Source organism: Parabacteroides sp. PF5-9, assembly GCF_029893105.1.
GTDB lineage: Bacteria > Bacteroidota > Bacteroidia > Bacteroidales > Tannerellaceae > JARXWG01.
On record NZ_JARXWG010000001.1, the window covers coordinates 66377 to 91215 of the forward strand.

At 43.2% G+C, this 24839-nt stretch carries 19 protein-coding genes; 7 read left to right on the top strand and 12 right to left on the bottom strand.

Going from position 1 to position 24839, the window contains the following annotated elements:
- Positions 1 to 46: 46 nt before the first annotated feature.
- The 6 genes from M2135_RS00290 to ilvD all read left to right on the top strand — a co-directional run bounded on the left by M2135_RS00290 (position 47) and on the right by ilvD (position 12826).
- Positions 47 to 1018 carry a FecR family protein gene (locus tag M2135_RS00290; protein ID WP_280746564.1) on the top strand — a complete coding sequence of 324 codons (972 nt, stop codon included), beginning with the start codon at positions 47 to 49 and terminating at the stop codon, positions 1016 to 1018.
- A 195-nt stretch (positions 1019 to 1213) separates the two neighbouring features.
- The gene (locus M2135_RS00295; protein ID WP_280746565.1) at positions 1214 to 4660 is read left to right on the top strand and encodes a TonB-dependent receptor; all 3447 of its coding nucleotides are present in this window, start codon (positions 1214 to 1216) and stop codon (positions 4658 to 4660) included.
- Between the two features lie 12 nt (positions 4661 to 4672).
- On the top strand, positions 4673 to 6622 hold the full coding sequence (locus M2135_RS00300; protein ID WP_280746566.1) for a RagB/SusD family nutrient uptake outer membrane protein: 1950 nt from the start codon (positions 4673 to 4675) through the stop codon (positions 6620 to 6622).
- 19 nt (positions 6623 to 6641) lie between these two features.
- Complete coding sequence (locus M2135_RS00305; RefSeq protein ID WP_280746567.1) at positions 6642 to 7370, top strand: DUF3823 domain-containing protein; 729 nt, start codon at positions 6642 to 6644, stop codon at positions 7368 to 7370.
- 130 nt (positions 7371 to 7500) lie between these two features.
- Positions 7501 to 10509 carry a glycosyl hydrolase family 28-related protein gene (locus tag M2135_RS00310; RefSeq protein WP_280746568.1) on the top strand — a complete coding sequence of 1003 codons (3009 nt, stop codon included), beginning with the start codon at positions 7501 to 7503 and terminating at the stop codon, positions 10507 to 10509.
- Positions 10510 to 11110: 601 nt separating this feature from the next.
- Complete coding sequence (ilvD, locus tag M2135_RS00315) at positions 11111 to 12826, top strand: dihydroxy-acid dehydratase (RefSeq protein WP_280746569.1); 1716 nt, start codon at positions 11111 to 11113, stop codon at positions 12824 to 12826.
- A 113-nt stretch (positions 12827 to 12939) separates the two neighbouring features.
- Here ilvD and M2135_RS00320 read toward each other — a convergent pair whose 3' ends face one another.
- Positions 12940 to 14268, bottom strand: coding sequence for a PQQ-binding-like beta-propeller repeat protein (locus M2135_RS00320; protein ID WP_280746570.1), 1329 nt, complete (start codon positions 14266 to 14268; stop codon positions 12940 to 12942).
- A gap of 77 nt (positions 14269 to 14345) precedes the next feature.
- Positions 14346 to 15635 carry a PQQ-like beta-propeller repeat protein gene (locus M2135_RS00325; protein ID WP_280746571.1) on the bottom strand — a complete coding sequence of 430 codons (1290 nt, stop codon included), beginning with the start codon at positions 15633 to 15635 and terminating at the stop codon, positions 14346 to 14348.
- A gap of 300 nt (positions 15636 to 15935) precedes the next feature.
- Here M2135_RS00325 and M2135_RS00330 point away from each other — a divergent pair, with 300 nt between their 5' ends.
- Positions 15936 to 16820 carry a TIM barrel protein gene (locus M2135_RS00330; RefSeq protein ID WP_280746572.1) on the top strand — a complete coding sequence of 295 codons (885 nt, stop codon included), beginning with the start codon at positions 15936 to 15938 and terminating at the stop codon, positions 16818 to 16820.
- Positions 16821 to 16917: 97 nt separating this feature from the next.
- Here the strand turns inward: M2135_RS00330 and rbr are convergent, their stop codons facing one another.
- The 10 genes from rbr to hpt form a co-directional block, all read right to left on the bottom strand.
- Complete coding sequence (rbr, locus tag M2135_RS00335; protein ID WP_280746573.1) at positions 16918 to 17496, bottom strand: rubrerythrin; 579 nt, start codon at positions 17494 to 17496, stop codon at positions 16918 to 16920.
- A gap of 305 nt (positions 17497 to 17801) precedes the next feature.
- Positions 17802 to 19337, bottom strand: a complete 1536-nt coding sequence (gene rny / locus M2135_RS00340) for a ribonuclease Y (protein ID WP_280746574.1) — start codon at positions 19335 to 19337, stop codon at positions 17802 to 17804.
- A gap of 105 nt (positions 19338 to 19442) precedes the next feature.
- Positions 19443 to 19739, bottom strand: a complete 297-nt coding sequence (locus M2135_RS00345; RefSeq protein WP_280746575.1) for a cell division protein ZapA — start codon at positions 19737 to 19739, stop codon at positions 19443 to 19445.
- A 5-nt stretch (positions 19740 to 19744) separates the two neighbouring features.
- Entirely contained in the window at positions 19745 to 20038 is a 294-nt protein-coding gene (locus M2135_RS00350) for a hypothetical protein (protein WP_280746576.1), read from the bottom strand.
- A gap of 147 nt (positions 20039 to 20185) precedes the next feature.
- Entirely contained in the window at positions 20186 to 20386 is a 201-nt protein-coding gene (locus M2135_RS00355; RefSeq protein WP_280746577.1) for a winged helix-turn-helix domain-containing protein, read from the bottom strand.
- Positions 20387 to 20508: 122 nt separating this feature from the next.
- Complete coding sequence (locus M2135_RS00360) at positions 20509 to 21198, bottom strand: phenylalanine--tRNA ligase beta subunit-related protein (RefSeq protein ID WP_280746578.1); 690 nt, start codon at positions 21196 to 21198, stop codon at positions 20509 to 20511.
- A gap of 18 nt (positions 21199 to 21216) precedes the next feature.
- Positions 21217 to 22029 (bottom strand): peptidoglycan editing factor PgeF, encoded by an 813-nt coding sequence (gene pgeF / locus M2135_RS00365; RefSeq protein ID WP_280746579.1) that lies wholly within the window; start codon positions 22027 to 22029, stop codon positions 21217 to 21219.
- The gene (gene obgE / locus M2135_RS00370; RefSeq protein WP_280746580.1) at positions 22010 to 23164 is read right to left on the bottom strand and encodes a GTPase ObgE; all 1155 of its coding nucleotides are present in this window, start codon (positions 23162 to 23164) and stop codon (positions 22010 to 22012) included. The genes pgeF and obgE overlap by 20 nt, the downstream gene beginning before the upstream one ends.
- A 75-nt stretch (positions 23165 to 23239) precedes the next feature.
- Positions 23240 to 23815: an adenylate kinase gene (locus M2135_RS00375; RefSeq protein WP_280746581.1), complete on the bottom strand. Its 576-nt coding sequence runs from the start codon at positions 23813 to 23815 to the stop codon at positions 23240 to 23242.
- Positions 23816 to 23863: 48 nt separating this feature from the next.
- Positions 23864 to 24400 (bottom strand): hypoxanthine phosphoribosyltransferase, encoded by a 537-nt coding sequence (hpt, locus tag M2135_RS00380; RefSeq protein ID WP_280746582.1) that lies wholly within the window; start codon positions 24398 to 24400, stop codon positions 23864 to 23866.
- Positions 24401 to 24839: the final 439 nt, after the last annotated feature.

Consider the following 24839-nt stretch of genomic DNA (forward strand, 5'->3'; position numbering starts at 1 on the left):
TAGTTTTGTTTCTTTCGCTTGTCTTCCATATAAACAGACGAAAAATATGGATGATCAATTACTCATACGATTTCTTACTCATCGTTGCTCTGCAGAAGAGATCAAACAGATAGATCAGTGGGTTGCCGAAGATAAGAGCAATGGGGACTGGCTGTTTGAAATGGAACAAATCTGGAGTTTAAAAGATGAGTTAAGATTCTCAGAAGAGCAGGAGATTAACCGGGCTTATAACAGATTCCTTTCCGAGAAGAAAATGCATTTAATCCATCGTCGGAAAAAACAAACGCTTACCTGGGTGAGATATGGTGCAGCTGCTGTAATCATCTTTCTTTTGTCGCTTAATCTTTATCAATTGAACCGCTCTGAAAAATCATTGGCCATGAATATGATTGAAGTGCCCAAAGGTGAAAAAGTCACATTGACGTTGAGCGACGGAACGAAAGTCTGGTTGAATGCGGAAACACGTTTTACTTATCCTTCTCAATTCGGCTCAAAAAACAGGGAAGTGGAACTTGAAGGGGAAGCGTATTTTGAAGTAACAAAAGATCATAAAAAACCCTTTATTGTGAAAGGGGATGAGTTTGATATCAATGTGTTGGGTACACAGTTTAATGTGAGTGCTCATCCGGGTGAAGATATCAGTATTGCCTTAAAAGAGGGTAAAATTAGTGTCGGATCGAAAGAGAACGAACATCAGATGATTCTTAATCCTAGTGACCACCTCCAACTGACCACAGACGGAAGAACCATTTTACAAAAAGCAGATATTACAACAATCGATAGCTGGACGAAAGGAGAGGTTGCTTTCACGGCACAATCGTTGGCCGCTATTGTTAGATCACTGGAACGAACATTTAATGTGCCGATCGTCCTGAAAGATGAGAGCCTCTCCGGTGAACTGTTTAATTGCCGGGCGCAAGCCGGAACCAGTTTGTTTGACATTCTCGAGTTGTTACGGGAAACCAGACGAATGAACTACAGGTTTGATAATGCCAGTATAGTAATCACAAAAAACTAATTGCCTATGAGATAGATACACAAAAAAACACCGGAAGATGTTGCAGCATCTCCCGGCCAAAGATTAGAAAGCAAATTCACATCAATAAACTTAAATTTAATACTAACTAATCATTGCAAAGATATGAATTATAGTTTGAAAAGGGGGTTTTTCCATTGGAAAAAGTATCCGCTATTATGTAAAACGCTATTTATAATGAGATGTATCTTTTTATTTATTATTTTAGGTACATTACAGTCCTTAGCCGCAGTGAGTTATTCACAGTTGACGTTGTTGACCTTAGAAAAGGAAAATGCCACGATTCAAGAGATTCTTTCAACGATTGAAAAGGATAGCGAATTCTACTTTACCTATAATCTGGCACAAATCAATGTGAATAGAAAGGCTTCTGTCAATGTCGCAGACAAGGAGATTTCAGAAATATTGGATATTATATTTCCTGAAGGGGATGTAAAATATACCATACATGATCGCCATGTGGTATTGTATAAAGAGGCAGCAGGACGGCCGGGGTCGTCAAAGCATATTCTGACTATACCGGGTGTCTCGATCGTCAATCAACAGGGGAAGACCATTTCGGGTACAATCACAGACGATTCGGGCGAACCGTTGATCGGGGTCAATGTGGCTGTTAAAGGAACAACCAACGGAACAATTACCGATATCGATGGTAATTTCACCCTGCAACAAGTTGCCGAAGGGACTACTTTAGTGGTCAGTTATGTCGGTTATGTGACGCAGGAAATCCGTGTGAATAATCAGGTTGCTTATATCATTGTGTTGAGAGAAGACACGCAAAGTCTGGAAGAAGTGGTAGTCGTAGGCTACGGTGTACAGAAGAAGCAAACATTATCGGGATCTGTTACGTCGATAGGGGCAGAAGATATCGCTTCTACTAAAACAGAGAATGTGATTAGTAATATTCAGGGGAAGATGCCGGGATTATTGATCCGTCAGCGAACAGGAGAACCGGGTGTATTTGATAACCTGATCAGTATCCGTGGATATGGCGACCCACTGGTTGTTATCGATGGGGTTACACGTCCGATTGATAGCGGAGGGTCTGAATTGGCTCAGCTAAACGCTGATGATATTGAAAGTATGTCTATCTTGAAAGATGCCTCTGCTGCTATTTATGGGATGAATGCGGCTAATGGAGTAATCATTGTCACAACCAAAAAGGGACAGGATGGAAAAGCACGGGTCTCGTACTCTAACCTGTTTGGGATGAAAGGCGCTACCGGTATGGAGATGACAGTAGATGCCTATACGTACCGTTTAATGGCGAACGAGATGCAGCGTAATATTGGCGCTACTCCGACCTATAGTGATGAGATCCTGGAAAAATACAGAAATAACGAACCGGGATATACCGACCATAACTGGTTGAAAATGTTTTTGCATGACTATGCATTCCAGCAACAGCATAATATCTCTGTCAGAGGAGGAACGGATAAGGTTAAATACTTCAATAGTTTTGCTTATACCGAAGATAACGGGTTATTGAAAGGTGGAAATCAGAAGTATAATCGTTTTAACTTCCGTTCGAATACCACTGCAACAATCACAAAAGATTTGCAGTTGAATGTGAATGTTTCGGGACGTTTGGATAACAGTGAAGCTCCTCGTGACGAGTTTCAGTGGTTATATAAAATCTTAATGATTAATGACCGTGGTAAAAACTGGCATACGATTGCGAATGAAAATCACTTAACATCTATAGAGCCGGAAAGAAAAAATGCCTATGCTTTGGCAGATCCGGACATTGATGGCTACCGCAAGTATAAGAATTTCAATTATTCGGCCAATGTCGAATTGACTTATAAAGTTCCTTTCGTAGAGGGATTGACCATTGGTGCATTAGGAGCATATGACGGGTTTGAAAATAACGAGTCTAAGTTGCATAAAACATATAAACTTTATGATTATTATACTGACGAATATGTAGTGACTAATGGAGCAGGTACTTATAGTAATACGATTAAATTGTTTCAGAAATTCCATGCCCGCGGACAGATCAATTATATGCGTTCTTTCAATAATCATAATATCAATGTTATGGGAGTTGCCGAGTTGACATCTACACGGAGAGATGAGCTGCAAGGGATGAGGCGTTATGCCGAATTTTATACGCATGATATTATCAATCAAGGAACAGCTTCTACGGCTTCCAACTCCGGTTATCGTCGGTTCGGACGTCTTGCCGCTTATTTGGGACGTATGAATTATGATTATGCCGGAAAATATTTAGTTGAGGTGGTGGCACGTTACGACGGATCGTATCGTTATGCTCCTTCCAAACGATGGGCATTCTTTCCATCAGCCAGTGCTGGATGGCGTTTGTCGGAAGAATCTTTTATCAAGGATAATTTTGAGTTTATCAGTAATTTAAAGTTAAGAGGTTCCTATGGTAAGAGCGGGTATGATGCCGGTAATGATTTCGAATATATTGCAGGATATACTGCGCAGTCCAATAGCAACTCTAATTATATGACCGACAGAAGTTATGTGTTTGAAGATGGACAGGCAACTACAGGTATGGTTCCTCCCGGTGTTGTGAACGATAATCTGAGTTGGGTTACTTCTACAACATCAAATATCGGACTGGATGTGGATATGTGGCACGGTAAACTGGGTGTTGTGATTGATTTGTTCCAACGGAAAAATACCGGTTTATTAGCCACCCGTATTCAATCGGTTCCGAATACATTCGGTGCAACATTCTCTCAGGAAAATATTAATTCAACCATGAATAAAGGTTTTGAAATAGCCGTTACTCACCGTGGACAAATCGGAAAAGATTTTAATTATTCGGTAAGCGGTAACTTTACCTATGCCCGTGAAAAGGAACTTCATTATGAGCGGGCTACACATACCAGTTCCTGGGATCGTTGGATCAACGGACGTGAAGATCGTTACAAAGGTAGAATGTGGTTATATGAATATAAAGGACAATATACTTCTCTGGAGCAATATGAAACCGCACCGTTACTTGGTGGCACGCAAGGTAATTCAAAAATGTTGCCGGGCAGTTATGTGATACAGGATTTGAATGGCGATGGAGTAGTTAATTCAAATGACCGGTTACCGGATAACTGGGCTCAAGGTAATTTGAATCCTCCGATGCAATTTGGATTTACTTTGGCCGCCTCTTATAAGTCATTTGACTTGAATGCTCTTTTCCAGGGCGCTGCTGGTTACTCTATCAACTACAGTAATGGTGATATCTGGGGGTATGGACGTTATCCGACTTTGCATGAGAAATTTTTGGATCGCTGGCATACAGCCAATATAACAGATGATCCATACAATCCTGCAACGCAATGGATTTCCGGTTTTTATCCGGCATTACGCAGTAATTTCAGTAATACCACCGATCAATACAGTATTGATATCTGGATTCCTAATGCCGCTTATTTGCGATTGAAGAGTCTGGAACTCGGCTATACGATTCCGCGAAATGTCATTCAGAAGATAGGTCTTTCAAACGTAAGAGTTTTTGTAAACGGTTTTAACCTGTTGACTTTCTGTAGAAAAGAACTAAAACAAGCGGATCCCGAGCGTGAAGAACGTAGTTGGAATGCTAATGCTGCTTATCCATTGATGAAAACATACAACATTGGATTTAATGTTAATTTTTAAAGAGTTATGAACATGAAGAAAAATATAATATCAGTATTAACCTGTTGTCTGCTGTTTACTTTTTCCGGATGTAATAAATTCCTTGAACTGGAATCACTTGAAAAAGTAAGTGCTGATCAATTATTGAGTAGTGAGGGTGGATTGAATACTTTGCTGGCAAGTATGTATAATGCAATGCCTATCGAAGATTTTGTATACCGTCCGAATCAGGGATTTAATTTACACTCTTCGATGGGAGTGGATCGTATGATTATGTCTTCGTTCTATACGGATGAAAGTACCCGTAGTGACGGTGATCAGGGAATCGGACATTGGGATTTTGACTATTGGCCATATGAACACATCCGTGAAGTCAATAAATTTTTCGAAAACATCGAAGCAGCAAAAAATGGAGGAACGATTACCGATGCGGAATATAGTCACTTGAAAAGTGAGGCTCATTTTGTACGGGCGTATATCTATTTTGGTCTGGCGAAACGGTTTGGAGGTGTTCCTCTGATCGACAAGGTCTTGGATAATGACTATATCCCGGGAAGTGCTAATGAGGCGTTGTATATTCCGCGTAGTACGGAAAAACAAACCTGGGAGTTTGTGTTGAAAGAATGTGATTTGGCGATTGAAAATCTTCCTACAGAACCAGCAGGTTACCGGGCTTCCAAATGGGCGGCTTACGGTTTGAAATCAAGAGCTGCTCTTCATGCAGCTTCATTGGCTAAATACTGGAATCGCGCTCCATTGGCTGGTGATGCGGTTAATCAAAAGTTGGTTGGAATGGATCCTGCTGATGCCGACTTTTTTTACAACGAATGTCTGAGCGCTTCAAAAGCAATTATTGAGAACTCGGGTAAATCGTTATATATGCCGAATCCGAGCAGTCCTGAAGAGGCAGCAAAGAATTTCCAGGAACTGTTTCTTAACAAACATGATGAAATTATCTTCAGTAAGGCTTATCTGGATGGTATGGTTGTGAATTATCAGGGACATAGTTATGATGTTTATTACAGTCCGTCACAAGGTAATCCGGGATTCAATAAATTCGGACGTTTCAATCCGACATTGGATATTGTAGATCTTTTTGAAGATTATACGGATGATGGCACAGGAAAGAGCGCTAAGATTGTTACCCGTACAGATGGGAAGGAAGATTTTACGGTTGCTGATCCACGTGATTTAGACCTCTCTATTCCATTTAAAAAGTATGATAATCTGTATGAGCCTTTTAAAGGGAAAGATGCTCGTTTGTTGGCCAGTGTGATTGTTCCGGGTGCTCAATTCAAGACAAACACGATTGTTATTCAAGGTGGAATGATCAAGGCGGATGGTACACCTCTGGTCTATGCTGATGGGAATGATGTAGGAAAAGACGGGAAACGTTATTATGCGTTTGGAGCTGAAGGCTCTGCCGGTTTCTCCGGTTTCTTTGGTATGGGACGTAAAGATGATGCTAACTTTACATCAACAGGTTTTACTGTAAGAAAGTATTTACAAGAAGGTAAAACATTGGTTGGTCGTGAAAACTCTTCTACCACCAGTTGGATTGATATGCGTTTGGCGGAGATCTATCTCAATTATGCCGAAGCAGCAGTAGAGAGCGGAAAAGGCGATATGGCGTTAGCAGCCAATCTGATCAATGCCTTGCGTCGTAGAGCCGGTCATACGGATAATATTCCTGCTACATTAGCGAATATACTGAAAGAGCGTCAGGTTGAGTTAGCCTTTGAAGGCTTCCGTTATTGGGACCTTGTTCGTCGTCGTGAATACCATACCGTATTCAGCAGCGGTCGTCGTAAAGCTTTAGTTCCGTTGATCGACCTTCGTGAAGAGCAACCTAAATACATCTTTGTTCGTGCGAACTTCTATTACGATGAATATGCCGGTGGGCGTACTTTCCAGACTTACCGTTATTATAAGTCTATCCCTGGTAGAAATACGAACAACTTAGTAGAAAACCCGCAGTATTAATCTTAAAAAAATCAAGAACATGAAAAGAGTAATCCATATATGCTGGTTAATACCATGTCTTCTTTTAGCCTTCGTCTCGTGCGAAATTGATAATTATGACGGTCCGAATGCTTCATTCTCGGGTCAGATAAAAGATGCGGCGACAGGTGAGCCTGTCGGGACAGATATTCAGAACGGCTCTGTGATGCAAGTCTATGAACTGGGTTGGGAAACCCCTACGGCACAGACTTGGGTGATAAAACAGACCGGAGAGTTCCAGAATGATATGGTTTTTGCCGCCCGGTATGATCTGGTATTTGAGAATTGTAATTTTTATCCGTTTAAGATGGAGAATTTTGAGATCAAAAAAGGGAAGAACACCCATGATTTTGAAGTGACTCCTTATATCCGGATTAAAAATCCGAATATTATACATGATGCAACCAATAAGCGTATCATAGCCACATTCTCCCTTGAAGGAGGTAAACCGGAGGTATTGCTTAGTGCCATCCGTTTATATGCCTTTACAGATATGTATGTGGGCGAACAGGTGAAATTCAGTACAAAAGGGGAAAATTTCAGCCGGAATTTCAGTCCTGCACAGACGATCGACGGAACGACGTATACGCTTTCGATCGATCTGGAGGAAAATGCTGATCAGTTCAAATACAGCCGGAATTATTACTTCCGTATTGGAGCCTTGTCGAGTGTGCCTAATGTAGGAACAATCCGGCATAATTATTCACCATTGGTTGTTATAGCACTTTAATACACTATCCGACAATTATAAGTTGCGTTACTGATGCGTTCATTCCTGATTCGGGGCGTGAAGGGAGATTGTATTACCTTTACGTTCCCGTATCGGGAAATGAAAAGAACTCAAACAAAATGTAAATGACATGAAGAAATTTTTATTACTATTGGCAGGATGCCTGTTTGTCCTGCAGTTTCAGGCCGTAAACCTGGAATCGATTTATACCCAACGACCCAATGACCCGGAAGCATTTTATTTCACACCGGAGAATTACAACATCAAAGCCGATGGAAAAACGGATGTATCGGAAGCCTTACAGGCTGCTATTAATCAGGTCAAACGTGAAAAGAATTTTGGTATTCTGTTTATTCCGGAAGGGAAATACCTGATCAGCCGGACGATCTATATCCCGAATGCCATTCGTCTAATCGGTTATGGAAAGAAAAGACCTGAGTTTATATTGGCAAAGAATTCTCCCGGCTTCCAGCAGGAAGTACCGGATGATAAAGGAAAAGCCAGTTATATGTTCTGGTTTACCGGTGGAACAGTCGAGCCGGGACAACCGATTCGCGATGCCAATGCCGGCACATTCTACAGCGCTATGTCGAATATCAACCTTCGGATAGAAGATGGTAATCCGCATGCAGTGGGGCTTCGTACTCACTTTGCGCAACATAGTTTTGTGAATCATATTGCCGTGTATATCGGCAAAGGCAAAGCCGGACTTTTTGATGTGGGAAATGAACTGGAAAACATGGCTTTCTACGGAGGAGATTATGGTATTTATACCACTAAAGCATCACCGGGATGGCCTGTTATGATGGTAGACGCCTATTTCGAAGGACAACGCAAGGCGGCTATCAAAGGGCAGGAGCCAGGATTGGCCATTGTGAATATGCATGTAAAGAAGGTTCCTACCGTATTTGAGATCGACCCCGAACATGCCGAGCGGTTGTATATTGAAAACAGCCGCTTTGAAGATGTGAGTGGCCCTGCTATTATTGTCAGCAATCACGACAACAGTAATAACCAGATCACTTTACGGAATGTAGACTGCCGCAATGTCCCGGTATTGATGAAATACAGGCGTACAGGAGAAGAATATCCTGTTTCTCATAAACTATACCATATCAATGATTTTGCACATGGACTACAACTGGATGCGTTAGATGCCCGTCCCGAATACCGGACTGTCGGTGATATTATTCCGATCCAGAAGATGCCGGATGTATTGGCAAGAGATATCCCGGAACTTCCCGGTATGGAAACATGGGTAAATGTACGTGATCTGGGTGCAATAGGCGATGACAACGCCGATGATACCAAAGCGTTTCAGGATGCCATCGACCGCTATGAGGTTATTTATGTACCTCAGGGGTGGTATCGGTTTACGGAGACACTTAAAATGAAGCCAAATACCAAACTGATCGGACTACATCCGTTTGGCACACAGTTTCGTTTGGCGGAAAGCACACCTGCATTCAGTGGGTTCGGGACTCCTAAACCGCTGCTCGAATCTTCGGAAGGGGGATTAAATATGTTTAACGGTATCGGTATTAATACCGGTGGCTACAACTACCGTGCGGTAGGTGTGAAATGGATGGCCAATGCCGACTCTTACCTGAATGATATTAAGTTTGTCGGAGGACACGGAGGGATGTCTAAACCTCGTCCGGGAGAACCGGCACAACAAGGTTACCGTCAGAATACACCTCGCATCAGTTCACCGTATAATCCGGTTAGCGCAACCGGGATGGATCTGGCTTGGGACAACCAGTACTGGAGCTTCTGGATCACCAATAACGGTGGTGGAACTATTAAAGACGTCTGGACTGCATCAACCTATGCAACGAACGGGCTCTATATAAACAATACAAGTACACCGGGACGGATTTATTTGATGTCGCTCGAACATCATGTGCGTAATGAAGCCCGGCTGAAGAATGTCTCCAACTGGAAAATATATGCATTCCAGTTCGAAGAAGAGAGTCGTGAAAGCCAGTACTGTCAGCCGATCGAACTGGAAAACTGTTCCAACCTGATGATTGCCAACTTATATATGTTCCAGGTGATCAGGGTCAATACCCCCTATCCACAATCGATTCGTACCTGGAACTGTAAAGATGTTGAAATCATCAATTCTCATAACTATGCCCAAACAAAATATACGACAGTCAATCCGCTTTATGATATTAACCGTGGGATAGATGTTCGCCCATGGGATTTTCAACGCCTGTATATCAGAGGGGATGAAAAACGTATAACCCCGTTAATCCATGCGGTCGGGAAAGTAGAAGAATTGGCAAAAGGCTTTGAGTATGCCGAAGGAATCGCCCGGGATAGCAAAGGGAATATATACTTTTGCGAGCACCGTTTGCGCAGGATTTACAAATGGTCGGTAGAGACAAACACCCTTTCGCTTATTGCTGATTTCCCATGGAAACCGTCTAATCTTGCCGTAGACACGCAGGATAATCTCTTGGTCTCATTCCGTTATGACCCACAACCGGGATATATGATCGATGGAAAACAGGAAGCATTTGAACCGTTGCCTGACGGAAGTGGTACTTCGTATGCCGGATATGGCAACGGAACGTCTCCGATGTTGTTCTATTCCATCAATCCCGACAATCCGGAAGAGACGATGAAACCATTGGAATTAATTCCGATGGGACAAATAAAAAATGTAACTAAAGCCCTATATCCATCTAATCGTCGTCGGGATCGCCATGATTTTAATACGGTCTCTGTATATAAACCGGAGAAATGTTTCGTGGCGCCCGACGGCAAAACGATCATCCCACAGTACTTCGATCTGGCTCGTTGTGGAGCATTGCATGAAGCCTACCCCGGACAACCGGTTTACGGTCATGATGAGTACCGTAAACGGACTGTACGCATGGATGTCGCACAGGATGGATCGACCTCCAATCTGAAATACTTTGTCGAGTGGGGCGAATACTGCTCTGCCGTGGATAAAGAAGGGAATGTTTACATTGCCGACGGACATATCCATGTCTTTGATAAAGAAGGAAACAGCAAAGGAATGATTGAAGTCCCGGAGCGTCCGACGGCCATTCAATTTGGAGGAAAGGATGGAAACACGCTGTTTATGACTGGACGGACAAAGTTCTACAGTCTGCGTTTAAAATAAAAGTTATATAGTTTTAGTACATAGATTAGTAGATGAAATGATCGACAGGGACTGAACTATTGTTCGGTTCCTGTTGAGTCATCTGTTTGAAGATCGTCGCTCAAGACCTTGATCTAAAATGGAGAGACTGTTAAGGTATCCTTTGAAAAAACTCTTTTTCGTTTTGCTCTTTGTATGAGGTATTTGTTCTGTAGAAAAAATATTGGGAGGAGCAAAAAGAGGAATCCCTCATGGGATCTGATTTGAATAATCCCCGGTGAAGCAAATAAAATAAGCGGCTGGGGATTATTTAGATTCACATAAGTCCGGAAGAAACTGTTGTTGCAGATGGAAGAAAATAGGAAGATAGTGAAGGCGAACGCCACAGGGATTTGGCCTTCGGAAAATCTTCAAAAATTACACAATCTGAAGACAAATATTTATATCGAAAATTCATGTTAATTAAACAAAGCGAGTGAAATTAGCCCAGTATAATATGTATTTTTGCTTGCACCCGTTTCTTATCGATAACCCTAAATGCAAGTCATGAAATAAATTATGTAAGATCAATTTGAATAAATAAAACTTACAGCGATTATATATATTCATTTAAATTAGTTGTATGAAAAGTCAGGAATTACGCAAATTAGCCCCCGAACTCGACTCCCTCCGTTTAGGGAGTGGATGGAAAATAGAAGAGTTGAGTCGACCTCAGATCATTGTTGAAAGCAGTTATGGACATAGTCATCCGGGTAGTGCCCATCTTGATACATTAGTGAAAGCCGCCGGAGAAGCCATTTATGAAGGTGGAGGCCGCCCCGCGAATTATTATGTCACAGATATTTGTGACGGCGAAGCGCAGGGGCATGATGGAATGAATTACTCGCTGGTATCCAGGGATATGATGGCTGCGATGATTGAGATTCATGTCAATGCAACTCCTTTTGATGCCGGAGTCTTTATCACCAGTTGTGATAAGTCGGTCCCGGCTCATCTGATGGCTATGGCGCGGTTGAATATGCCCGCTGTGTTTATGCCAGGAGGAATCATGAAGGCTGGGCCTAATCTACTGACTCTGGAGCAGATCGGGAAATACAGCGCCATGTACGCGCGCAAGGAGATCACCGAGGAGCAGTTTATGGCCTATAAGCGTGATGCTTGTCCTTCCTGTGGAGCCTGCTCTTTTATGGGGACGGCCTCGACGATGCAGATCATGGGAGAAGCATTGGGACTGGCCTTGCCCGGATCGGCATTGATCCCTTTCCAGACTGGTGAGTTGGAACTGGCCGCACAACGCGCAGCTATTCGCGCGCTCGAATTGGTAAAGGAGGGGATTAAGCCATTGGATATTCTGACGCAGAAGGCTTTTGAAAACGCCATCATGGTACATGCGGCCATTGCAGGGTCGAGCAACAGCCTGTTGCATATGCCGGCAATCGCCCATGAGGCGGGGTTGGAGTTGCCACCTGAATGGTTTGATGAGATTCATCGCAAAGTTCCTTTCCTGTTGAATATTCGCCCAAGCGGGTATTGGCCGGGAGAGTATTTCTGGTATGCGGGAGGGACTCCGGCGATTATGGAAGAGATCAGAGAGTTTCTTCATCTGGATGCACTGACAGTCACCGGAAAAACAGTCGGGGAGAACCTGGAGGAATTGAAACAAAACGGTTATTATGAGAATTGTTATCGATATCTGCCGGCGCTGAATGTCACGAAGGAAGAGATCATCAAACCGATCCATCAGCCGATACGGGCACAGGGGGCAATAGCGATACTGAAAGGTAATCTGGCTCCTGAAGGGGCAGTGGTCAAACATTCGGCGGTCTCTCCTAAGCTGATGGAAGTCACTCTAAGGGCACGTGTATTTGATAATGAAGAAAGTGCTTTACAGGCTGTACTTCAAAAGCAGATCGTTCCCGGCGAAGCTGTATTTATCCGCTATGAAGGGCCAAAGGGGAGTGGTATGCCGGAGATGTTTTATACCACGGAAGCCATTGCGTCGGATGCCGAACTGATAGAGTCTGTGGCTTTGATTACCGACGGACGTTTCTCCGGGGCAACGCGTGGCCCGGCTATCGGACATGTCTCCCCTGAAGCGAGCGAAGGGGGCCCGATTGCATTGGTCGAAGACGGTGATTTGATTCGGGTAGATATTCCAGCCCGAAGTTTAAATATTATTGGTATCAACGGTGAAGAGAAGAGTCCGCAGGAGATAAGCCGGATATTAGCCGAACGCCGTAAAGAATGGCTCAAACCCGAACCGATGTACAAAAAAGGAATCTTAAGAACATATACCCGGAATTGCGTATCCCCAATGAAAGGGGGGTATATGGAGTAAGTGACCTCTCCTCGAACCCCTCTCCACAAGAGAGGGGCTGGTTTCTATTGGTTTTTATATTTGTTGCTATTCCTTTTCCCCTCTCTTGTGGAGAGGGGGTCAGGGGAGAGGTGTTATTGCGTCACTTTTACACAAACCATTTTGGCTTGGTCGCGCACCAACAGTTTGCCGTCGGCCAACGCTATAGGAGCCCAGTTCTGTGTACCGCCTCCCATTCGTGCCATTCCATCTTGATTAACTCCTCCTTCCGACAACACATCTGCTTTTGAGATTTGTTTAAAGGCTGTCGGATCAGGTTCTATAAGATACAGGGTTTTTAGGCCGTCAGTTGCCAGAATCAAACCGTCGGCAAGGATCATACTGCCGCGGTCGAAATTAGGGTTACGTCCGGTTTTCCACATGATTTTCCCGTTCATATCCATACATACAAGGCCATCCCGTTTTTGATTGGTGCGGAACATGGCATAAAAGTAACCGTTGTGGAACAGCGCCGGTTTTGTTTGATCGCCGAACTCCAGTGTTGTAAAGAGTTCTGTTGTATCAAACGTACCATCGTTTTTCTTATTTACCTGTATCATGGTCGCGCCACGTTCGTATCCTCCTACAATCAGTAATTTATTGTTTCCCGCGTCAGTAGGACAGGCTACGGAGATATGGCAATCCCAATCCGCATATTTCCAAAGCGTTTTTCCTGTTGCCGGATCTAATCCTACCACACTCCCTTTTGTTACGGGCGCACCGGCATGTCCGAAGGGATTGGTAGAAGAATTAACGATGACGACATGATCTTCTCCATGAATTTTCATAATCTTCGGACTTACATAGCTTTCGTTACCAAGATTAGGGGTTTTCCAGGCAATTTCACCGGTTTGTTTTTTGTAGGCTACAACACCTGCATCCGGAGCCATTGAAGCGATGATCAATAGATCACCGTAAATGACCGGACTTTGTGATACACCCCATATCGGTGGGTTCTCTCCGCCGAAATCTTTCCATACATTTTTATTCCAGACGGGTTTTTGTGTCTGGATATCGAAACAATAAAGGTCTCCATATGCTCCGCAGGCGTACACATGTTTATCATCAACAATCGGTACGCTTCGTGATCCGGGAAATGGAATTTCTCCCGGTGAATCGTAACTGAATTTCCAGAGTTCCCGACCTGTATTCAGGTCGAAGCACCGCATAATATCCCCGGTCTCATCATCTCTGTCGAGCAGGTATACTTTACCGTTTTTAACTACAGGGCCTCCATATCCGATACCCACATTAACCGACCATAATACTTCCGGTCCGCTCTCCGGCCAGCTTTTCAGTAATCCTTTTTGGGGAGATTTACTGTCTCTGTCGGGACCCAGGAACTGTGGCCAGTCCTGTGCATTTGCTATCGGTGAGATAGCTAAAAATGCCATGATTACTACAAGAAAATGTTTTGTTTTCATCTGTCGTTTTTTTAGTTTGTATGAAGTGATTAACATAAACTGAAATGAAGGATTACAGAAGCCGTGTAGGCGCAATATTATTGCGCCACTTTCAGGCAAAGCATTTTTTCCTGGTCGCGAACCAATAGTTTGCCGTCGGCCAAAGCGATCGGCGCCCAGTTCTGGCCATTTCCAAGTATTTCTGCTGAAGAGATCGCTTTAAATGCAGTTGGATCAGGTTGTATCAGGTAAACCCCTTTTAATCCGTTGGTGGCTAAGATTAACCCGTCGGCAAGGATCATGCTTCCACGGTCGAAATCAGGATTGCGGTTGGTTTTCCACATGATTTTCCCATTCATATCCATACATACCATACCGTCGCGTTTCTGATTGGTGCGGAACATGGCATAGAAGTAGCCGTTGTGGAAGAGAGGCGGTTTAGTCTGGTCGCCGAACTCCAGTGTGGTAAACAATTCGGAGGTATTGAATGTCCCATCACCGTTTTTATTCACCTGAATCATGGTCGCTCCACGGTCATATCCACCGGCGATCAATAGTTTGTTATCTCCGGCTTCAACAGGGCAAGGAACGGAAATGATACATTCCCAATCGGCAAACGTCCACAAGGTTTTTCCTGTGCGGGGGTCTAAGCCAACGACTTTCCCTTTGGTTTTCGGAGCGTCCGGATCTGTATAAGCATTGGTAGACGAAGCGACCCATACCACATGGTCTTCACCATGGATTTTCAAGACTTTCGGACTGACGTAACTAACATTCCCCAGATTAGGCGTTTTCCAAACTACATCACCCGTCAGTTTATTATAAGCGACTACACCGGCATCCGGTGCTTGTGAAGCAACGATAAGCAGATCATTATAAATAACCGGACATTGTGAGATGGCCCACATAGGGATATTACCTCCGCCATAGTCTTTCCATATATTTTTCTTCCAAACGACTTTCTGTGTATTGATATCAAAACAATACAAATCGCCGTAAGGACCGCTTGAGTAAACGTGTTTGTCGTCGACCACCGGTACGCTTCTCGATCCGGGGAACGGGATATCTCCGGGGGCATCGTAACTGAACTTCCAGAGTTCTTTCCCATTTTGTAGGTCGAAACACCGCATGATATCACCTGTTTCGTCTCTGTCTAATAGGTAGACTTTGTTGTTCTTAACAACAGGTCCGCCATATCCGATACCGACATTGACCGACCATAATACTTCGGGACCTCCTTCGGGCCAACTTTTCAATATCCCTTTCTGAGCCGATTTACTGTTTCTGTCGGGTCCAAGAAACTGAGGCCAGTCCTGTGCATTAACAATCGGACAGGCCGAAAAAATAAAGAGAGTCGCAATTGCTACTAAGAAGTAATTTGTTTTCATCTGTTTTTTATCTATAAGATAATGTTATGTTTAGTCTGATCAGAGCCGGTCAATATGTGCAATGATGGTTTCTTCAAACCGGATTTTTAACCATACAAATATGAAAGGATTTATCTCTCATCGATTTAAACTTTTCGCTAAAACGAAGAATTTTGGCTTAAACACGAAAAAAGGTTATTAGGGGATGAATGTTGTATAAGGGCTAATGGATTGAATATTGGGTGATTTTAAGAGTTATTCTGCGTTTTTCCTGTGAACTTCCATTATATTTGTCAATATAAACTTAATCACTATAACATTATGAAAAACATTTCAAGAAGAACAGCGATCAAAACCGCATTGGCAGGAGGTGCTGTTGCGGCCGTATCCGGCCTTTCTTCCGTCGCTGCTGCCACATCTGTGAATCTCCCGGCTTATCCCCCGTTAAAAGGGAATGTGCGTCATTCGGTCAGCAAATGGTGTTTTGGCGACATCGAGTTGAACGAATTTTGTGAAATATGTAAACGGATCGGTATCCAGTCTATTGAGTTATTGGATCCGCCCGAATGGGAGATTGTTCAGAAGCACGGATTGACGGTCGCTATGGCGCAAGGTGCAGAACTTGGGATAGACGATGGGTTTAATGACCCACGTCGTCATGATGAGTTGGTGGCCAGTTATGAAAAGATGATTCCCCGGGTGGCTGAGGCGGGACTGACTAACCTGATCTGTTTTTCGGGGAAACGGAATGGTGTAACCGATTTGCAGGGGTGGGAGAATTGTGAGAAAGGCCTTAAGCGCATTACGCCGATTGCGGAAAAATATAATGTGGTACTGACCATGGAACTGTTAAACAGTATAGGACATAAGGATTACCTCTGCGATCATACGGTATGGGGCGTTGAATTGTGCCGCCGGGTGGGCTCGCCTAACTTTAAGTTGTTGTATGATATCTACCATATGCAGATTATGGAAGGGAATATTATTGAGAATATCCGCCGCTATCATGAATTTTTCTCCCATGTGCATACGGGGGGTAATCCGGGTCGCGCGGAGATTGACGAGACGCAGGAACTCTATTATCCGGCGATTATCAAAGCGTTAATGGATACGGGTTATAAAGGGTTCGTGGGGCAGGAGTTTGTTCCTAAGGAAAAAGATAAAGTCGCATCCTTGGAAAAATGTATCCGTATTTGCGACGTTTAATCGATTGATAACTATCAAACGATCGTTTGACAATTGTCGAACGATCGTTTGACGATTATGGAATGATCATTTGACAATTGTCAAATGATTTTTTTGTTCAATAGTTCTCTTTCATTGGTTCAAAATAGGATTGCGGATGTTCGCAAGCCGGACATTTCTGTGGGGCATCTTTCCCTTCATGCACGTATCCGCAATTGCGGCATTGCCATTTAATCGGCTCTTCTTTATTGAATGCTTCGCCTTTTTCGATATTTGCGAGCAGTTTACGGTAACGTCTTTCGTGTTCGGCCTCTACCTTGGCGATCATACGAAAAGCGATAGCGACAGCCTTAAAGCCTTCTTCTTCGGCAATATCGGCCCAGGCAGGGTATAATTCCGCCCATTCTTCATTCTCTCCGGCAGCGGCAGCGGCCAGATTTTCCATCGTATTGCCGATGATTCCTGCGGGGAAAGTGCCGGTGATTTCCAACATACCGCCTTCCAGGAATTTGAAGAATCGTTTGGCATGTTCTTTCTCTTGTTCGGCAGTCTCCAAAAAGACGCCTGCAATTTGTTCATAACCTTCTTTTTTGGCGACACTTGCAAAAAAGGTGTAACGGGTTCTTGCTTGTGATTCTCCTGCAAATGCTTTTAACAGGTTCTGCTCTGTACGAGTCCCTTTAATACTTTTTTCCATATTGTTATTTTTTAAAATGTGTGAAGAATAATCGCTGTATATTTATTTCTGTTCAAATGTAAAGATTCGGTTCGAGAATCTCTCTCATCGGAAGTGAAATTCTATTTATGCGTTGATAAATATAATCTATAATGAGTGAATCTTTTCGTTCAATGGGTTATTATAAAATGTGATCCATCCTATTGAATAACTCTTGAAAGCGCTGAATTGTTCGCTGTTTGTCTTCATTTTTTACGTTTTTGAAGCGACAAAAAAAGGCCTCCCTCGGGGAGACCTTCTCTTGAGATATCTGATTAATCTATTTTTTATTTGGCGTAACTTACCGAGCGTGTCTCACGGATAACCGTGATCTTTACCTGTCCCGGATAAGTCATTTCGTCCTGAATCTTCTTCGCGATCTCATTAGAGAGACTTTCGGTATCTTTATCATCGATCTTATCGGCACCGACGATCACGCGTAGTTCACGTCCGGCTTGAATCGCATATGTTTTAACCACTCCCGGATACGATAAGGCTAATTGTTCCAGGTCGTTCAGACGTTTGATATACGCTTCTACAATCTCACGACGTGCACCCGGGCGAGCGCCTGAGATGGCATCACATACCTGAACGATGGGGGCTAATAATGATTGCATCTCGACTTCGTCATGGTGGGAGCCAACCGCATTGCAGATATCGGGTTTTTCTTTGTATTTTTCACAAAGTTTCATCCCCAGTATGGCGTGTGGCAATTCCGGCTCGTCATCGGGTACCTTACCGATGTCATGTAATAATCCGGCGCGTTTGGCTTTTTTGGGATTCAAGCCAAGTTCTGAGGCCATAACAGCACATAAATTGGCTGTTTCACGGGCATGCTGAAGCAGGTTCTGTCCGTAGGAAGAGCGGTATTTCATCTTTCCGATTAAACGGATCAATTCGGGATGTAATCCGTGAATACCCAAGTCGATAACTGTTCGTTTTCCTGTTTCAACCACTTCTTCTTCGACTTGTTTACGCACTTTGGTAACGACCTCTTCAATACGAGCCGGATGGATACGTCCGTCTTGTACCAGTTGATGTAAAGCCAACCGTGCGATCTCGCGGCGAATCGGGTCAAATCCTGAAAGGACAATCGCTTCAGGGGTGTCGTCGACAACGATTTCAATACCTGTTGCGGCTTCTAAGGCGCGTATATTCCGTCCTTCGCGGCCGATAATACGTCCTTTTATTTCGTCTGAATCGATATGGAATACGGTAATGGAATTCTCTATGGCTGTCTCGGTAGCCACGCGTTGAATCGACTGAACGACTATTTTCTTCGCTTCTTTATTGGCGGTCATTTTAGACTCTTCAACAATTTCGTTGATGTAATAGGCCGCCTGCGTTTTTGCTTCTTCTTTCAGCGATTCAATCAGACGTTCTTTCGCTTCACTGGCGGATAATCCGGAGAGTGTTTCGAGTTGTTCGACTTCGCGCTGATGGATTTTATCCAACTCTTGTTTCTTTTTCTCGATGACTTCCAGTTGGGCGTTAAGATTCTCTTTCACAGCCTCTACTTCGTTGTTCTTGCGTTGAAGCTCATCCTGACGTTGGTTCATTGTCATCTCGCGCTGTTTCAACTTGGCTTCAACCGATTGGATCTTTGCATTCCGTTGTGAGACCTGTTTCTCCAGATCAGCTTTTAAGTGTAGGAATTTCTCTTTGACTTCCAGCAACTTATTCTTTTTAATAACTTCGGCTTCCTTTTCTGCTTCACGAAGGAGTGAATTGTACTTCGATTTGAAAAGGAAACGCATCGCTATCCACATAAGGAGACCTCCGAGGATAAAGGTCACCAATGATATAATTAGATACATTTCCATTTGACTAATAATTAATTATAAATTTATATAAACATAAAAGCACTACTAGTGCACGGCAAAACCGTGTCAAGCAGTGCGGAAAAATAGTTTCTAATAAGTGGATAATTACTTCTCCTCCAAGAACATCTCCAACTCTTTTGTGAGTTGAATGATTTTCTCTGCATAAGGGCTCGTATCATTCTTTTGTTCCAATTGTAGATTATTCATAGACAATTGGAAAGCAACCATCGCCAGTAAATCTTTTACATCCAGATCAGATTTATCAAACTTTTGCCGGTATTGTATAATCTTGTTACGGATTTGCTTCGCAGCATCCCTTGCTAATTCTTCATCGCCTCTATTGATCCAAAGACCATAATTCTTTTCAGCAATCTCTAAATGTATCAGAAATTTATCGTCCATCGCGCCTATTCATTTAACAATGCAATGCACTTATCTACTTCCCGCACTAATTTCGATAACTGCGTCCGTGCCTTTTTTATTGCTTTTTCATCTGTTGAAAAGACTCTGGCCGTAAGCATATTATCGCATTTGGCGTGCAACTCTTCAATCAACTGTTGTGCTTGCTGTAACTCATTCTCTTTTTTTTTCAGAATATCGGAAAGTTCGTCAATCTTAAGCTTTTGTTTATCACAAAAGGCTATCAAATCACGAACCCTTACCTCAAATACAGCTAACAATCTTTCTTGATCTTCGGTCATTTCACACCAAATTCTATACAAAAGTAGATTTAATCATTGAATTAACCAACTCTCACTTTAATTATTTTGATACGAAGCGTTTAAACAAACAAAAGGCCGTTCAACAAATTGAACAGCCTCCTTCATGCTTTCAATCGTTTGGACTGATTAAATCAGCGCAACGAATAATTCACCTTCAACCTCTTCAAAAGACAATTTACCCTCTTTTGCTAACCAGCCGATTGCGGCATATAAGTCTTTGTCGGCTTTGATTTTGGTTGCTTTCTTAACATCTTTAACACTTGTTTTGCCTCGTTCATTTAATGTATTCCATACGAGGCCGGCATTGGTTCCAATTAATTCAATCATCTTTGGGTTTACATTTTGTTTAACAGTCGCAAATTTAGAGATTTATCTATTACAACAAAAAAAAAGATATGTTTTTTAGCATAAAACCGTTGTTTTTTAACAAAGCAACTTTTATTAACAGATCACAGGATGATCTCTTGTTGCCGGGAGGAGGTGATTAGAATAGTCCGGACATCCGACACGGAAGCATATTGTTTGAGCAGTGTCAAGGCATATTGTCCGGCTTCAACGAGCCCGTTATAACCCGAATAACCGTTGATGATCATTAATAAAGAGGAGGTATTTAAGTCGATTTTGGTGCGTTCTTCATCGCTTGTCGGTGTACCGACTCCCCCTTTATGGTCTCGATATACGGGCAATCCTTCGATATTCAGTATCCCCCGGCCGATCGCTTGATAAGGTTCCCCTTCCTGCCCAACTCCTAAAACAAGTTCCCCTTCTATTTTATCCGCATCAAAACCGCCAATGGAGTATCCTGTTTTTAGCGAAACAAGGTTGATGATATCAACGAGTGTATCTATCTGATAAAGGGGGAGTTCTCTGAAAATTCGTCTTCTTAATGCCTCTGCCGAAGGACGATAGCGATTGGGATCTTTGCCCAGTTTTTTATAGGCTTGGCGGGTGGCCCGAATAGGTTCCCATTTATTCAACTCTTCCAATTTCCCTGTTTGACGGATATACTTTTCCATTTCAGTGATTTCTTGCCACAGTGTGGTGTCGGAAGGTGTATTTTTCACCATACAAGAGAGGGTTAACACATGCAAATCGGGGCATACCTTTTTTATTTCTTCAGCGATTGAAACTTGTATCATAATAGCTTATACGCGGTTTTATTTCATCCATATACCGGAAAGCATCCGTCCGCTTAATAGACCGGATCGCCGGGCAGAAAAGAAATCCTCCTGCTGACAGACTGTACAAAGACAGGCCATTTCTATCTGCTTGAAAGGTACTCCTGCCTCTTCTAATTGCAACCGGTTCGCTTTCCATAAATCGATATGTGCTTTTTGGGTTTTCGGATGGCGGGAGAGTATCGATTGCATATCCTGTCGGGCAGCAACAAAGGCATCGACGACCTCTTCGCCCACTTCAAAATGGTGCTGGCAGATCGAAGGGCCTATCCCGGCAAAAAGTGTTTGAGGGTCGCAGCCGAATTGCTTTTTCAGTTGCAATACGACTTTTTGGGCGATCTGTCCGACTGTCCCACGCCAACCGGCATGAACAGCGGCTACGACTTGTTTTTCGGGCGAATAGAGTAGGAGAGGGACACAATCGGCTGTCGATACGGCGATGCAAATCTCCGGTTGATTGGTGATCAGTGCATCCACTCCATATAACTGTCTGTTTTGTTCTTCGGCAGATAAAGAGAGAAAAGAGGAATCGATTTTCAGCATATTGACACCGTGTACCTGATAAGGGACAACTAGTTTTTCGACATCAATGGATAAGCCATTGGCCAGTCGTTGACGATTTGTTCGTACAGCTACCGGGTCATCCTCACAATACGCTCCTAAATTAAGGCTTTTGTAACTCCCTTGACTGACTCCCCCATGAATGGTTGAGACAAAATGGGAAATGGAATTTTCCCTACTCAGTTGTGTAAACTGATAGAGCCTGAGACCATCAACTGTTACCGTTTTCATCTTCCCAATCCTCCTCCCAGTCGTCGTATTCTTCATAATCGTCATCGTCATCCTCTACAGCTACCGGCATGATGAAATCGTCATCGGGAAGCGACTTCACATCAATCTGTTTATGAACAATCCGTTCGACTTCATGGAATGTCTCTTTATTCAGTTCTTTCCATAACAGATCTTTCAACTCCATTAATCCTATATTGGCTATGGACGAGATGAAGACATACGGAATGTTTTCAGGTAATTCTTGCGAAAGGGCTTCGATCAACTCCTCATCCAGCATATCACTTTTGGTAATTGCCAGTACGCGGCGTTTATCGAGCAGATCGGGGTTGTATTTCACCAACTCATTATGTAAGATCTCATACTCTTTCCGGATATCGTCGGCATCGGCCGGAACCATAAAGAGCAATAATGAATTGCGTTCGATATGGCGTAAAAAGCGTAATCCCAATCCTTTCCCTTCGCTGGCGCCTTCGATGATGCCGGGAATATCAGCCATCACAAATGAGCGGTTATCCCGGTAGCTGACGATTCCCAGATTGGGCTCTAAGGTGGTAAACGGATAGTTGGCAATCTTGGGTTTGGCAGCAGAAACTACAGACAAAAGGGTCGACTTTCCGGCATTAGGAAACCCGACAAGGCCAACGTCGGCCAGTAGTTTGAGTTGCATGATCACCATCCGTTCCTGTGCAGGTTCACCGGGTTGCGAGTACCGTGGGGCCTGATTGGTGGATGATTTGAAATGCCAGTTTCCTAAACCTCCTCGGCCGCCTTGCAACAACATGACCTGCTGTCCGTCTTCCGTCACATCGCAAATAAATTCGCCTGTTTCGGCATCATAGACAACTGTTCCGCAGGGAACTTCAATGATACGGTCTTCCCCGTCTTTTCCGGAACTGCGTTTGGCTGTTCCTCCATTCCCATTGGTGGCCATAATATGCCGTTCATATTTCAGGTGGAGTAGGGTCCAGTAATTCCGGTTTCCCCGAAGATAAACATGACCTCCTCTCCCTCCGTCTCCTCCGTCGGGTCCACCTTTGGGAATATATTTCTCCCTACGGAAATGCGAAGAGCCTCTGCCTCCCTTTCCTGAGCGACAATATATTTTTACGTAATCTACAAAGTTTGATTCAGCCATTTTGTTTTATCTTAGATAATGAGGAACGATTGGCCATGATTTATCCTCATGAGCCAATCGTTGAATTTGTATTTTTTAGGCGTTGATCTCTTCCAACGCTTTTTTGATGCGGTCGAAAATTTCGTCAATTGAACCGACTCCCTGTATAGCGACGTGTTTGCCTTCTTTGATGTAATAATCGGCTAAAGGCGCTGTCTGGCTATGGTAAACTTCCAATCTGGATTTGATGGTTTCCAGGTTGTCATCCGAACGACCTGATACTTTTCCACGTTCAAGTAAACGGTTGATCAACTCTTCTTCTTCAACTTGCAGATTCAGCATCACGCTGACGTCTGTTCCACGTTCGTTCAACATATTCTTTAATGCAATCGCTTGTGGAATTGTGCGGGGAAATCCGTCAAAAATCACACCGTTTGATCCCTTTTTCTCATCCAATACTTTCGCAAGCATATCTACAATTAATTCGTCAGGAACCAACTGTCCTTTTTCAATATAATCTTTTGCGATTTTACCCAGTTCGGTATCGTTTTTCATCTCTGCACGTAAGACATCTCCTGTTGAGATATGTGCCAGACCAAACTGCTCGATGATTCTTTCACTCTGCGTTCCCTTGCCGGAACCCGGTGCACCAAAAATAACTACATTCAACATAATTCGTTTCTCTTTTTTTTAATTACAACTATGATTTTGTGTTTTTCCTTATTCGTTCAATTTATAGATGTCTTTGTAGGAACGCCCCATCTCGTCGTAGTCGAGACCATGCCCAACAATGAAATCGGTAGGGATCTCAAAGCCTACATAATCGGGCTTTAATAACGCTTTAAGTGCTTCCGGCTTAAACAGCATGGTCGCCACACGTACTTCTGCCGCTCCTTCGTCTAATAACTTTTTCATCACAAACTCCATGGTCAGCCCGGTGTCGATAATATCTTCGAGCAAAATAACCATACGCCCACGTATATCTGTCTGAAGCGGAACGATCTCTTTGACTTCTCCCGAGGTAGAGGTCCCTTTGTATGAAGAATAACGGGCAAAAGTCAACTCGTAGGGGCCATCCAGTTCGCGCATTAACTCTGCGGTAAACATAAACGCACCGTTAAGCACACTGACAAATAAGGGATTGGACTCTTTGATATCAGCTTTTATGCGCGTAGCCATTTTAGTGATAGCCTCCCGAATTTCCTGCTCGGTAATAAATAGGCTAAATTCTTTATCTCTCAGACGAATAGTGTCCATAATATGTGTTAAGTTTCGGATGTCAAAGGTACTACTTTTTCAGGGATACACCAAAAAGAGTGGCAATATAGGCATGATAAACGGATCAAAACGGGTGTATGATGTGTGATGATAATGTCGTTTTGATGTTAAAAACGAGTAATTTATGACATTAATCAATAAAAATGCGTTTTTAAATAACGCGCATATCGGTGTTTTTGAGTGAAAAAAGTATACAATTGCAGCTTTTTTGTGCAAAATACGGGTTATTGTTGGCGATTTGTCTGCATCACTTACCCAATTCACCCAAGAGATTTTAAAAATCGTTTGGATGGTTTTGTAAAACCATTTAGAAAACCGTCCAAGGTTATGCAGATGATTTTTTGAAGGGCTGCAACGAGCGATAAAAGTGGGCTTTAAACCGCTTGTTTTTCTCTGGAATAGCTATTTTTTCAGACCC

Excerpts from the sequence above, each read along its gene's own strand:
- M2135_RS00290 (WP_280746564.1), top strand. The coding sequence starts at position 47 with ATGGATGATCAATTACTCATACGATTTCTTACTCATCGTTGCTCTGCA.
- M2135_RS00295 (WP_280746565.1), top strand. The coding sequence starts at position 1,214 with ATGAGATGTATCTTTTTATTTATTATTTTAGGTACATTACAGTCCTTA.
- M2135_RS00300 (WP_280746566.1), top strand. The coding sequence starts at position 4,673 with ATGAAGAAAAATATAATATCAGTATTAACCTGTTGTCTGCTGTTTACT.
- M2135_RS00305 (WP_280746567.1), top strand. The coding sequence starts at position 6,642 with ATGAAAAGAGTAATCCATATATGCTGGTTAATACCATGTCTTCTTTTA.
- M2135_RS00310 (WP_280746568.1), top strand. The coding sequence starts at position 7,501 with ATGAAGAAATTTTTATTACTATTGGCAGGATGCCTGTTTGTCCTGCAG.
- ilvD (WP_280746569.1), top strand. The coding sequence starts at position 11,111 with ATGAAAAGTCAGGAATTACGCAAATTAGCCCCCGAACTCGACTCCCTC.
- M2135_RS00320 (WP_280746570.1), bottom strand. The coding sequence starts at position 14,268 with ATGAAAACAAAACATTTTCTTGTAGTAATCATGGCATTTTTAGCTATC.
- M2135_RS00325 (WP_280746571.1), bottom strand. The coding sequence starts at position 15,635 with ATGAAAACAAATTACTTCTTAGTAGCAATTGCGACTCTCTTTATTTTT.
- M2135_RS00330 (WP_280746572.1), top strand. The coding sequence starts at position 15,936 with ATGAAAAACATTTCAAGAAGAACAGCGATCAAAACCGCATTGGCAGGA.
- rbr (WP_280746573.1), bottom strand. The coding sequence starts at position 17,496 with ATGGAAAAAAGTATTAAAGGGACTCGTACAGAGCAGAACCTGTTAAAA.
- rny (WP_280746574.1), bottom strand. The coding sequence starts at position 19,337 with ATGGAAATGTATCTAATTATATCATTGGTGACCTTTATCCTCGGAGGT.
- M2135_RS00345 (WP_280746575.1), bottom strand. The coding sequence starts at position 19,739 with ATGGACGATAAATTTCTGATACATTTAGAGATTGCTGAAAAGAATTAT.
- M2135_RS00350 (WP_280746576.1), bottom strand. The coding sequence starts at position 20,038 with ATGACCGAAGATCAAGAAAGATTGTTAGCTGTATTTGAGGTAAGGGTT.
- M2135_RS00355 (WP_280746577.1), bottom strand. The coding sequence starts at position 20,386 with ATGATTGAATTAATTGGAACCAATGCCGGCCTCGTATGGAATACATTA.
- M2135_RS00360 (WP_280746578.1), bottom strand. The coding sequence starts at position 21,198 with ATGATACAAGTTTCAATCGCTGAAGAAATAAAAAAGGTATGCCCCGAT.
- pgeF (WP_280746579.1), bottom strand. The coding sequence starts at position 22,029 with ATGAAAACGGTAACAGTTGATGGTCTCAGGCTCTATCAGTTTACACAA.
- obgE (WP_280746580.1), bottom strand. The coding sequence starts at position 23,164 with ATGGCTGAATCAAACTTTGTAGATTACGTAAAAATATATTGTCGCTCA.
- M2135_RS00375 (WP_280746581.1), bottom strand. The coding sequence starts at position 23,815 with ATGTTGAATGTAGTTATTTTTGGTGCACCGGGTTCCGGCAAGGGAACG.
- hpt (WP_280746582.1), bottom strand. The coding sequence starts at position 24,400 with ATGGACACTATTCGTCTGAGAGATAAAGAATTTAGCCTATTTATTACC.